The organism is Clostridium folliculivorans (genome assembly GCF_024341905.1).
Taxonomy (GTDB): domain Bacteria; phylum Bacillota; class Clostridia; order Clostridiales; family Clostridiaceae; genus Clostridium_AR; species Clostridium_AR folliculivorans.
Genome location: NZ_BQXY01000004.1, coordinates 306,657 through 319,411 on the forward strand (window position 1 = coordinate 306,657; position 12,755 = coordinate 319,411).

6 protein-coding genes and 1 other annotated feature are annotated in these 12,755 nt (G+C 31.2%); of the genes, 4 read left to right on the forward strand and 2 right to left on the reverse strand.

Translation table 11 applies throughout. From position 1 onward, the window contains the following. Nucleotides 1–43: 43 nt before the first annotated feature. Nucleotides 44–2,908 (reverse strand): penicillin-binding transpeptidase domain-containing protein, encoded by a 2,865-nt coding sequence (locus OCU55_RS14385; protein WP_261852998.1) that lies wholly within the window; start codon nt 2,906–2,908, stop codon nt 44–46. Nucleotides 2,909–3,296: 388 nt separating this feature from the next. On the opposite strand from OCU55_RS14385, the gene OCU55_RS14390 reads away from it, so the two are divergent. The 4 genes from OCU55_RS14390 to metG (OCU55_RS14405) all read left to right on the forward strand — a co-directional run bounded on the left by OCU55_RS14390 (nt 3,297) and on the right by metG (OCU55_RS14405) (nt 11,820). Then, complete coding sequence (locus OCU55_RS14390) at nt 3,297–6,515, forward strand: SNF2 helicase associated domain-containing protein (protein WP_261852999.1); 3,219 nt, start codon at nt 3,297–3,299, stop codon at nt 6,513–6,515. A gap of 187 nt (nt 6,516–6,702) precedes the next feature. Continuing rightward, on the forward strand, nt 6,703–7,464 hold the full coding sequence (locus tag OCU55_RS14395) for a DUF1189 domain-containing protein (protein WP_261853000.1): 762 nt from the start codon (nt 6,703–6,705) through the stop codon (nt 7,462–7,464). A gap of 59 nt (nt 7,465–7,523) precedes the next feature. Next, nucleotides 7,524–7,768: a binding site (T-box leader), on the forward strand. A gap of 354 nt (nt 7,769–8,122) precedes the next feature. Then, on the forward strand, nt 8,123–10,057 hold the full coding sequence (metG, locus tag OCU55_RS14400) for a methionine--tRNA ligase (protein WP_261853001.1): 1,935 nt from the start codon (nt 8,123–8,125) through the stop codon (nt 10,055–10,057). 134 nt (nt 10,058–10,191) lie between these two features. Continuing rightward, entirely contained in the window at nt 10,192–11,820 is a 1,629-nt protein-coding gene (metG, locus tag OCU55_RS14405) for a methionine--tRNA ligase (RefSeq protein WP_261853002.1), read from the forward strand. A 178-nt stretch (nt 11,821–11,998) separates the two neighbouring features. Here metG (OCU55_RS14405) and OCU55_RS14410 read toward each other — a convergent pair whose 3' ends face one another. Beyond that, on the reverse strand, nt 11,999–12,682 hold the full coding sequence (locus tag OCU55_RS14410; protein WP_261853003.1) for a Crp/Fnr family transcriptional regulator: 684 nt from the start codon (nt 12,680–12,682) through the stop codon (nt 11,999–12,001). Between the last annotated feature and the right edge of the window lie 73 nt (nt 12,683–12,755).

Below are 12,755 nucleotides of genomic sequence, written 5' to 3' on the forward strand. Positions count from 1 at the left end.
AACAGTCTATATCATAAGTGAATTTCATGATATAGACTGTTTTTTACTTATTCATAGTATCATCTTTTTTGTCAGGTACTGGAGAGTTAAAGGTATAAGGGAATGTTGGTTGATAGTTTGGATAATCCTTTTGAAGTCTATCTTTAAAATATGTTTCATAAGCAGCCTTTGCTACATCGGCACCTAAGAAACCATGGGCTCCATCATACATTACAACAGCCACAACAATCTCAGGGTCATTTATAGGAGCACAGGAGATATATACTCCGTAAGCACTTCTACCTATCTGATCTTGAATCTGTTCATTGTAGGTAGCAGTACCTGTTTTACCTCCAGTAGGAATTGGAAAGTTTTTAAATACAGAACTTGCAGTACCTAAATCATCTGTATTGGCCATTTCCATACCCTGCTTTATCAAGCTTAGGTTTGTAGGACTTATATCTATCTTGTTAAGTATTTCAGGTTTAAATTCTTCAACTACTTTGCCAGTTGAATCAGTTATTCTATCTACTAAGTGAACCTTATATCTTGTTCCACCGTTTACTATTGTAGATATATAATTTGCTATTTGAACTATAGAAAAGTTATTAACGCCCTGCCCTATGGAAGCTAAAACTAGCTGAGCAGGTGTATTGATTAGAGCATTTTCATTATAAATAAATTGTTCTATAGCAGCTCTTACATTTGCATTAGAATATTTTTTTCCAGACTCGGTATATTTTTTTACTTTATCACTAAATACTTTAGAATCCTTCTGAAGCTGATCCAATAGAGGATCTAATCCTTTTATAAATTGATTTACTCCAGTAAGACTAGAACTTTTGTTGTTTTTTAGATAATCAAAAATATAATCCTTAAGCTTTTGCTTTGTGGCTTTTAACTCATCACTATCATCATCTTTGTTAGCTATGTCTAAAGGTACAAAACTACGACCTTCATAGTTTCCTGCTTCGAGAGCATCTACAAGATCAAATCGTCCATACATTAAGGTTTGATCTTTATTATATTGATAATTATAAGTTTGACCAAAGCTTTCTCCTATTTCTATTCCGGTGCTTCCTTTTGTTTTGCTGTTTGGATCATTTCCCATACCAAGCTGCCAAGCATATTTTGCCAAGCTATCCAAAGCTGAGATATTGCCACCATTCTTTTCGTACAACCTCATTCCAGTTTCATAATAGAAAAAGTTACAAGATACAGACAGAGCCTTTTTTATGTCTACTGAAGCTCCATGAACTCCATCATCATGAAATTGTTGAGTTCCTAATAGTTTATTTGTATAAGGACCATTAGTGTCATTAACTGTTGTTCTAGAGTCTATAGCCCCATCTTGAAGACCTGCTAATGAGGTAAGTGGTTTAAAGGTGGATCCAGGAGGAATAAGTCCCATAGTAGCATAATTATAAAATGGTTTAGGTAAAAGATCATATTTATCCTGTCTAACACCATTCTTATCCTTTGGAAATAATTCATCTATAGTTTTATTTAAATGATGTTTGTTTATAAATTCCTGACCAAGTTTATCATAGTCAGGAGAGAAATATTGCTTAGATATTTCTGGAGTAAGAGCATTAGGATCTGAAATTATATTTGCATCGTACCCAGGATAGCTTGCTAAAGCTAATATTCTTCCTGTTTTAGCCTCAAGGACTATAGCAGCTCCTCTTGTAGCATTAAAGTTACTTTTTTTGTTATCCTGCTGATCAACATACTGAGTAGCTACATAGTTTAATCTATCTTTAAGAGTTTGCTCTACGGAATACTGGATATTTTTATTTATAGTTAAATGTACATTTTCTCCAGGACTAGATTCAGATTTAAAGAGCTCCTCTGTTTTTCTACCTTGAGAATTTACCTTTACTATAGTTTCTCCAGTGTTTCCCTTCAGAACAGATTCGAATGCAGATTCAATGCCTGCTTTACCAATTAGGTCAGTGGATAGATCATATCCCTTTTCTTCATAGCGATCCTTCTTACTGCTATCTATAGATGATATGTACCCTATTACCCCAGATGCTAAATTATAGTCAGTTGCATAAGGATAAGTTCTCATTGGTTCTACAGATATATCTATACCAGGTAGGTCACTAAGTTTTTGGTAGAATATATATGAACTATCTTTTTGAATATTGTATGCTATAGTAACTGGCTTAAAACCAGAGTAACTCTGCATTTTTATCGCATCTTTAACAATCATGAATCTTCTTAAATCTTTAATAGAGTACTTTTTTAATAATGCATTTGATATTTCTTTATCTGTATAATATTGCTTATAGTTTTGTCTTTCTTTAGCAGTTGGGTTTAATATATCATACATAGTATAGAATTTTAGAAGGTAGTTAAAAGTATCTTCTGCATTGATTTTAAGCAATTCTTGATTTATTTTATCTTCATCTGCGTCTGTAAGTTCTTGCTTGTTTTTCAATTCTGAAATGTTTCTTTTTACTAGATCGTTAAGCCCGCGGTCTCTTTTAAATCTTATTTCCTGAGCCTTCTTAGTATCATCCGAACTGCCGCTAAAGTCAAAATACGGTTTATTGTTATTATCAAGCTTTAAATTGAAATTGTCTTGTTGTTCATCTTTTCGCTCGTCTAATAACTTAAATACCGTTTTCATAGTATCATAAAAGTATTTGGATGAGTCATCAGTTGTAGTGAAGGTAAGATTATATACAGTTTTATTATCGGCTAAGATATTTCCATTTGAGTCATAGATCTTTCCTCTAGGAGCTTTTTCAGGAAGAGATCTTCTAGCTTGTGTATTAGCCTTGTCAGTATAATAATCATATCTAAATATTTGAAGATATATCAATCTGGATATTATACATACAAAGATGATAAGCATAATAACTATAATTGAATTAAATCTATTAAATAGCTTGAATTTTTTTTCTTTTTTATCCTTCATAGAATACCGCCTTTCATAGTTATATTTAAAAGGAAATTTATACTATATTTAACAAGTATTATTTTTACATAAAATACGATATTTTTCTAGAGTTATTTGGTAACAATAGTATATTTTTAGAATAATGCCTAGAAATATTCATTAAATAATTAGTATATTTTTTTCTTTATTCAAAGTATAATTCAGTTAAAGATATATATAGCTAATATTTATTTATATAGACAAGGTTAAATCCAAGCTGTAATTTGAAAAGTAATTATGCTTGATAAGTAAATGAATATTTGAGAAAATTATATATTCGAGCAGTGGTGAAGATAACAAGTGGGATTTATAAGTGCGTAATCCACTAGTCTGAAATAAAACCTAGAAACGGAGAATTGCTATAATTATGGAAGAAAAGTCTATATTAAGTTACGGAGATAAAAGGCAATATTTAAAGGGAATACAACATTATGAAGGTGGGCTTGTAGAGGATTTTTCTATTAATATAAAACCTTCAGAAGGAAATAGAGCTAATTCATATTTTATTGAGACTTTTGTCAGATCAAGAGCTAATAAAAATAGATATAACATACGTATTTCTCTAAACGATAATGTTGGTTTCACAAGCTTTAATTGCGACTGTAATTTCTTTCATAATGATTATAGAAGAAAAGGTATATGTGAGCATATTGCTGCTGTAATGGTAAAGTATTTTAGAGAAAAGCAGAAAGACATAGCCTATGAAAAAAGTAATATTCAAGTTCAAAGAATTATTAGTGACATGAATTTAGCCTCTGGTAAGAGTAGAGGAAAAGAAATGCTTAGCTTACAGGTTAAGCTGGAGTTTAATAAAAGCAATTTAATCGAAAGCTCAATGGAAATAAAAATCGGCAAGGAAAAGAACTTTTTAGTAAGAGATATAAAAGATTTTTTAGATGCTTATGACAATAGGAAAAAGATAAGTGTTTCTAAGAATTTCGATTTTTGTGGAGACATTCATATATTCTCTGAAAAATACAAAGGGATCATAGATGTCATTAAAGAAATAGATGAGAATGATAGGCTTACTAGAAGTTTATATAATTACTCTACACCCAATATGAGACTGATAGAAGGAAGAAGAGTATATTTATCTTTAACTCAACTAAAAAGAGTGCTTATTATATTAAGTGAGGAATTTATTGACTGTACAATTAATGGACGGGAGTACAGTGATGTAAGGATTGTTAAAGAAAATAATCCTATGAATTTCGTATTAAATTCTCATAAGGATACAATAAGGTTAGCTTATGGTGATAATATACCACTAGCATTAACTTCCAAAGGCGACATTTTATTTTTAAATAATAAGATATATCTTCCTGATGAGCAAAGTATGAAAGTTCTAAGGCCTATAATTGATATTTTAAAGAAAGAAGACTATATAACCTTTGATAAGGGAGATAGGAATAATCTTATGTCTACAGTATTGCCAATGCTAAATAAACATAGTGGTACTGTAAATATAGATGAGATTTCTAAGGAAGAACTAAGTGTAGTACCTTTAAAAGCTAAGTTTTATATAGATAGAGATAATGAAAATATATTTTTAGATGTGCACTTTTGCTATGGTGAACACGAGTTTGATTCTTTTGAACAAACAGATGATTATAAAGAGATTATTAGAGATCGAATAAAAGAGCAACAAATCCTTCAGAAGGTATATAGTTATGGTTTTCTTTCAGAAGAAAGATTGATTCTAGAAGACGAAGAAAAAATAGTAGAGTTCTTAAGGTGGGGAGTAGTAACCCTGGGAAGTGTTGGTGAGGTATATTATTCGGAGAGTTTTAAAAGTTTAAAGGTATATACACCTAATAGCTATAAGGGGTCTATTAGAATAAGCGATAAAGGTCTGTTAGAAATATACTTCTCAATAGAAGGTGTTGATAATAGAGAATTATGGCATATATTCACTTCTATAAAACAAAAAAAGAAATATTATAAACTTAAAAATGGAAACTTCATAACTCTTCAGGAGAAAGAATTAAAAGCTCTAGAAGAAATAATTAATTATGCAGAAGTGAAAAAAGATGAGCTTACTAGTGGTAGTTTCAAGGTTCCAACCTATAAGGGGTATTACATAGGAGACATTATTGAAAAAAATGACTTAGGATTCATAGAAAATACTATAGATTTTGATAGGTTGTACTCAAAAACTAAAAATATGGATACCTCTGATTTTAATATGCCAGATAAGTTTGATTTTGTAATGAGAGATTATCAAAAGGATGGATTCAAGTGGTTTAATATGCTTCATTCTTTTAAATTTGGAGGGATTCTTGCAGATGAAATGGGGCTCGGAAAAACTCTTCAAACTATAGCTTTCTTGTCATCTCTTCAGATGAATGAACCTTCTTTAATAATTGTACCTAGTTCATTAGTATATAATTGGAAAGATGAATTTGAAAAGTTTGCACCAGATATGAAGGTTGCAGTAGTTCAAGGTGACAAAAGATTTAGAGAAACAATACTTAATGAATATAAGCAATATGACGTTATTGTCACTTCTTATGCTCTTTTAAGACGGGATATAGAACTTTATGAGGATAAAGAATTTTCTGTGTGTATAATTGATGAAGCTCAGAATATAAAAAATTATAACTCTCAAAATGCAAAGAGTGTAAAGAAAATCATAGCGGTCACAAGGTTTGCCCTTACTGGAACCCCAATAGAAAATAATCTAGGAGATTTGTGGTCTATTTTTGATTTTGTAATGCCATCATATCTAATGAATAAGATGAATTTCTCTACTAGATATGAGGCGCCTATAATGAAGGATAGAGATACTGGTGCATTAGAAGAGCTGAACAGAAAGATAAAACCATTTATACTAAGAAGATCAAAAAATATGGTTTTAGAGCAACTGCCACCTAAGATTGAGTATTCAATTTCTGTAGATATGATAGATAAGCAAAAAAAGATATATGCAGCTTACTCAAAGGCAGCACTAAGAGAATTTGAAAAGCAAGGTATAGATGTACCAAAGATTAAGGTTCTTGGGGCTTTAACAAGACTTAGACAAATTTGCAGTGATCCTTCAGTCCTCGTAGAAGGATATAAAGGACAAAATGGCAAGCTAGAAGCATTAATGAATATAATTGAAAATGCAAAAGGAAACAGCAAGAAGGTCTTAGTGTTTTCATCGTTTACAACAGTATTAAAAAATATAGCACTTCATTTAGAGGACAATTACATAGATTACTTATATCTAGATGGTGACACGGAGATAAGAGATAGAACCAAATTAGTTAAAGAGTTTAATAATGGAGATTCTGTAGTATTTCTTATATCCCTTAAAGCAGGAGGAACAGGACTTAATATAACTGGTGCGGAAGTTGTGGTGCATTATGATCCTTGGTGGAATCCTGCAATCGAAGAGCAAGCCACTGATAGAGCTCATAGAATTGGTCAATTGAATACTGTGGAGGTAATTAAGCTTATAACTAGAGGTACGATAGAAGAAAGAGTATATGATCTACAAAGACGAAAGAAAAAAGTTATAGAAAAGATAATTGGAGAAGATATCAACGAATATAATGCACTTAAAGATATGTCGTTAGAGAATATTAAGGATTTATTTAAGTAAATATAGTTCCTAGCTCAACTATTAATTGTAATCTTCAAGCTCTCATGTTTATTAATGAGAACTTTGAGGTGTTTCTAACTTAATAACAAATATGTAAGTTTAAGGTAGACATTAACTTTTCTTAAGGTGAACTTAAGCTTTCTAGTCTAGAATAATAGTATAGATTTAGAAAAAAGGTGGTATAATAATGAATATTTTTAAGGGATTTATTAAAAGTTTTTATGATTTTAAGAGTTATGCTATTTTCAGAAAGCAATCTGCAGGAAAGTCATTTCTTTATAGTATAATTCTAGCTCTAGTGTTTTCAATAGTAGCATTTGCATATCCTGCTTATAAAGTAAATACTACTATGAAAGATCTTTCTATAGAATATAATGAAAAGATTCCAGATTTTCAAATAAAAAATGGACAGCTAGAGATTCCTAACAATAAAAATGCTGAAATAGTTAGAGATAGTGGAACTTTTGTTTTAGATAATACTTCAGATATAAAGCTTTTATCAGATAAGTATAAGTCAGGTATAATATTTGGGAGAGATACTGTAATAGTAAAATCAGAAGGAACAGTTGCTTTAGATCAAAAATATTCTACCTTAAACATGGATTTTAATAAAAAAGATATTGGTGGAATTTTAGATTCTCATGGTGCCATATCGAGTGCTATGTTTGCAATATTAGCCTTTGGATTTATAATAGGTTTATATTTTAGAGCATTTATCGTTGCAATAATAGGAACAATATTTAAAGGTGAAACGACCTTTGGACAAAGATTTAAGCTAAGCTTATACGCAACAACTCCTTCTGTAGTTTTAAGTGCAATATTTTCTCTAGTTGGAGTAAACTTTACAGGATCAAGTATACTCTTATTCGTACTAGGTATTGTGTATTTATTTATGGGGATTAAAGGTGTAAGTAAAAGTGAATTGAAAGAATTAGTAGATGAATTATAAAATAAGAAAATTATTGACATTGTTTTTAATGTAAACTAATATAATATATAGAAATAATTTAAAATGCATTGAAGAGAAGAGTAATGATATAGATTGTCTAAAAGAGAGCTGGGACAGGTGAAAGCCAGTGACAAAAAGTTTCATGAATATGGACTCGGAGCAGGCTTTCTGAATTTTTTAAGAAGGTACGGTAGCAACCGTTATATTGCAAGGTGATGAAAACTGTTTAGTGGAGTCACTTATTAAGGTATCTATTGTGAGATAGATATGAAGTAGAGTGGTACAGCGTGAATTCGCCTCTGCATGGACATAAATTGTCTATGCAGAGGCTTTTTGTTTTATTCTTTAGGAAATTACAACTCAATTAGATCTGTAGGTAAATATGAGTAGCAGACTTAAAATATAATATAAGTTAAAGAATAAAAAAAGAAAAATGTGTCGCCTGCCAGAATTTCTTCACATACGCTCAGAAAAGGCAGATGCGCAAAAAAAGCTCACTGAAGAAGGTCGCTTCAGCGACTTTTTTATAGATATTTATTTTAACAAGATAGTTTAAGAGAGGATGGGTCTTTCTTAAAAATTTTATTGTGATAATAAAGATTTATAGAATAATAGAGGAAATACTATAACTAATAATATACATTAGGAGGAAATAAATATGTGCAAAAAACCATATTACATTACTACACCAATTTATTATCCATCTGCAAATTTACACATAGGGAACACTTATACTACAGTAGCAGCAGATGCTCTTGCGAGATTTAAAAGACTTACTGGATATGATGTGATGTTCCTTACAGGTACAGATGAGCATGGACAAAAGATCCAAAGAATAGCAGAAGAAAAAGGGGTTACACCTAAAGAATATGTAGACGAGATTGTAGCAGGAATAAAGAGTCTGTGGGAAATGATGGACATAAGCTATGACAAGTTCATCAGAACTACTGATGATTATCATATAAAGGCTGTTCAAGATATATTTAAAAAGCTATATGATCAAGGCGATATATACAAAGACTCATATGAAGGGTGGTACTGTACTCCATGTGAATCCTTCTGGACAGAAACTCAACTTGTAGATGGAAAGTGCCCAGATTGTGGAAGACCTGTAGAAAAGGCTAAAGAAGAAGCTTACTTCTTTAAGATGAGTAAGTATGCAGATAGGCTTATAAAGCATATCGAAGATCACCCAGAGTTTATACAACCGGAATCAAGAAAAAATGAAATGCTAAATAACTTTTTAAGACCAGGATTACAAGATCTTTGTGTGTCTAGAACAAGTTTTAACTGGGGAATACCAGTAACTTTTGATAATGAACATGTAATCTATGTATGGATAGATGCTTTATCAAACTATATAACAGCTTTAGGATATGGAAATGAAGATACATCATTATATGAAAGATTTTGGCCAGCAGATGTTCATTTAATTGGCAAGGATATATTGAGATTCCACACAATATACTGGCCAATCATGCTTATGGCTCTTGAAGTGCCTCTACCTAAACAAGTATTCGGTCATGGCTGGCTTCTTGTTGATGGTGGAAAAATGTCAAAATCAAAAGGAAATGTAGTTGATCCGGTAGCTCTTGTAAATAGCTTTGGAGTAGATCCAGTAAGATATTATCTTCTAAAAGAAATACCATTTGGTTCTGATGGACTATTTAATAATGAAATATTTATAAAGAAGATAAATTCAGATCTTGCAAATGACCTGGGAAATCTTCTATCAAGAACTATCACTATGATAGAGAAGTATTTTGATTGTGTAATACCTGCTCCAACTGCAAAAGAAGATATTGATAATGAATTAATAAATTTAGCTTTAGCTACTCCAGTTAAGGTTCAGGCTGCAATTGATGACCTTAAGATTCCAGAAGCATTAGAAGCAATATGGGATTTAATAGGAAGAGCTAACAAGTATATAGATGAAACAACTCCTTGGATACTTGCAAAGGATGAAAGCAAAAAGGAAAGATTAGGAACAGTTTTATATAATCTTGCAGAGAGTTTAAGATTTGCTTCTGTTATGATATCTGCGTTCTTACCAACAACTAGCGGTAAGATCAATGAACAGATAAATTCAGAAGTGACTACATGGAATAGTTTATCCGCTTTTGATGGAACTAGTGCAGGTGCTAAGGTTAATAAAGGAGCGGTTATATTTCCAAGAATAGATGTAGATGCTAAGCTAGCTGAATTAGAAGCATTAAGACAAGCGCAGTTAAAGGCTACAGAGAAAAAGGAAATGAAACCAATAAAAGAAGAAATAACTATAGAAGATTTTGAGAAAATAGATTTAAGAGTTGCAAAAGTAATAGGCTGTGAACCTGTAAAAGGTGCAAAAAAACTATTGAAACTAAAAGTTGATTTAGGTGGGGAAGAAAGACAAGTGGTATCAGGTATAGCTCAATACTATAAGCCAGAGGAGCTTGTTGGAAAGAGCATTGTACTTGTGGCAAACTTAAAACCTGTAAAACTAAGAGGTGAACTTTCTCAAGGTATGATTCTTGCGGCTGCTACCGATGATGATGGTAAGCTTTTGGTAGTTGATCCAGGCAATATTGAAACAGGAAGTATTGTTAGATAAAAATTTTTATCTATAAATTACTAAAAACTCGTCTATAGCTAGGCGAGTTTTTACCTTAAGTTAGTCATGGTAGCAGTAAGTGGAATCTATGTATAATTGAATAAGGAGTTTATTAATAAAGGGGGCTTATATTAATGAAAGTAGTTATCGGAAATTCTTGGCCTTATGCCAATGGATCATTACATTTAGGAAGACTAGCATCTGTAATTCCTGGAGATGCACTTGCGAGATATCATAGAGCAAAAGGGGACGAAGTTATATTTGTTTCTGGCAGCGACTGTCATGGAACACCTATAGCAATAAAAGCAAAAGAAGAAAAGAAAGCTCCTAGAGAGATTGCAGACTACTATCACAGAGAATTTGAACATTGCTTCAGTTCTTTAGGAATATCATATGATTTGTATGCTAAGACTGATAGTATAAATCATCATAAAGTAGTAAAGGATTATATAAAGAAGTTATACGAAGATGGATATATATACGAAAAGTTGGTGGCTCAAACTTACTGTGAAAGTTGTAATCAATTTCTTCCGGATAGATATATTGAAGGAATATGTCCACATTGTGGAGGGGTAGCTAGAGGGGACCAGTGTGAACAATGTTCTGAAATACTAGATCCAGAAGACCTAATAGATAAAAAGTGCAAAATTTGTGGTTCAGAACCTATTGTTAAAGAAAGTAGACATCTTTTCTTTAAGCTTTCAAATTTTGATAATAAATTAAAACAATTATTAAATTCAGAGCATGGATGGAGAGATAATGCTGTAAAGTTAACAGAAAGATATATAAAGGAAGGGCTAAGGGATAGAGCAGTTACAAGAGATCTAGAATGGGGAATTGATGTACCTTTAGAAGGCTTTGAAGATAAGAAGATATATGTCTGGATAGAAGCAGTACTAGGATATCTTTCTGCATCACTTAAATGCTGTAACGGAAGCAAAGACTTACTTGATGAATACTGGAACAGTAAAGAAAGTAGGATTTATTTAATTCATGGAAAGGACAACATTCCATTTCATACCGTTATTTTCCCTTCAATACTTTTTGCCCTTGGGTTTAATGATGTAAATCTTAGAATTGTTTCTAGTGAATATTTAAATTTAGAAGGCAAAAAATTTTCAACCAGTAGAAACTGGGCTGTTTGGGTACCTTATATAATAGAACATTATAATCCAGATTCTATAAGGTATTTTTTAATGGTCAATGGGCCTGAAAAGAGGGATTCTGATTTTTCTTGGAGAGAATTTATTAATTCACACAATAGTGAACTTTTAGGTGGATTCGGTAATTTTATCAACAGAACATTAACTTTTATCCACAAAAACTATAAAGGAAGTATAGCTAATTGTGGATTAAATCATAAAATAAAGAGAGATATAGAAGAAACGTATAAAAAAGCGGGAGTAAGCATCGAAAATGGTGAATTTAAAGATGCAATAAATACAATATTCGCTCTAGTCAAAAGAGGAAATAAACTCTTTGATGAAGAAACTCCTTGGATAACAATTAAAGAAGACGAAGAAAAGTGTAGACAGACTTTATATAATTGTGTTCAGATTATAGTTAATCTAGCTAATCTATTAAATCCAATAATACCTTTTTCTTGCGAGAAGCTCAGAGGATTTCTAGGTATAAGAGAAGCTAATTGGAGTTTTCAGGAGTTAAAAAATATCAAGTTGAATGACTTGGAATTATTATTCGAAAGAATTGATAAAAAGACAATTGACTATGAAGTAATGAGATTAAAGTCTGGGAGGATTTAGTAAAAAAAATACCCTTGAAAGTCTGTGTAAGGGGAACGAACTTTCAAGGGCTTTAGCCTATTTATAAATGGTTTTAAGGGGTAAATTATTTAGCGCTTAGCTACTTTACATATATAAATATACCCCTCTAATATGTCGATTTGATGTCAAAAAAATAAAAAAATTATGAACTGATTTATTAACTTTCAGCTTCAATAGCCTCGATATCTAATATGGTTATTGATTTTCTATCATAGTCAATAAGTCCTTCTTCTTTCATTTTAATTAATTCTCTAGATAAAGATGGTCTCTGAACACCGAGTTTATCAGACCACTCTTTTTTAGTCATATTTAATTGAATCAAAGAATTTTCTGATTTATTATATTTAACCATTAGAAAGTGGCAAATCATTTGGCGGAGAGATTTCATACTTACCTGTTTAAGTTTTGAACTTAGGGCAACTGCTTTATTTGAGAGAATTCTAAAAAGTTTCAACATAAAAATGTGGTCTGTTTCGCAAAGTTCATATACTTTTTCTTTTGATATATGAAGTACTTCAGAAACATCCTTACATATAACTGACATAGGGTAATGATTTCTATCCCCGAATAATAGATTTTCACCAAATACGTTTCCATCTTCCATGGTGGAAACAATGAGAACATTGCCATCTGAATCAAATTTCTGTATATCAATTTTTCCAGATAATATTACACTAAGGTGATTGCAAGGTTCATCCTCGATAAATATAACATCATTCGGAGCATAAGACTTCAGAGATGTCTTGTTGTTTGATAAAATTGATTTTAGATTATCTTCCGTAAAATGTGAAAATAACTTGCATTTTTGAAGCTTTATAATTATTGAACTTGTGTCATTCATAATATCACCAACCATATAAAATAATTGTTTATCATAATAGATGAATTGTTTATAAGTTAAAGTTTATATAAAG

What these genes read in the sequence shown, in the direction of transcription:
- OCU55_RS14385 (WP_261852998.1), bottom strand. Translation starts at nt 2,908, where the DNA reads ATGAAGGATAAAAAAGAAAAAAAATTCAAGCTATTTAATAGATTTAAT.
- OCU55_RS14395 (WP_261853000.1), top strand. Translation starts at nt 6,703, where the DNA reads ATGAATATTTTTAAGGGATTTATTAAAAGTTTTTATGATTTTAAGAGT.
- metG (WP_261853001.1), top strand. Translation starts at nt 8,123, where the DNA reads ATGTGCAAAAAACCATATTACATTACTACACCAATTTATTATCCATCT.
- OCU55_RS14410 (WP_261853003.1), bottom strand. Translation starts at nt 12,682, where the DNA reads ATGAATGACACAAGTTCAATAATTATAAAGCTTCAAAAATGCAAGTTA.
- OCU55_RS14390 (WP_261852999.1), top strand. Translation starts at nt 3,297, where the DNA reads ATGGAAGAAAAGTCTATATTAAGTTACGGAGATAAAAGGCAATATTTA.
- metG (WP_261853002.1), top strand. Translation starts at nt 10,192, where the DNA reads ATGAAAGTAGTTATCGGAAATTCTTGGCCTTATGCCAATGGATCATTA.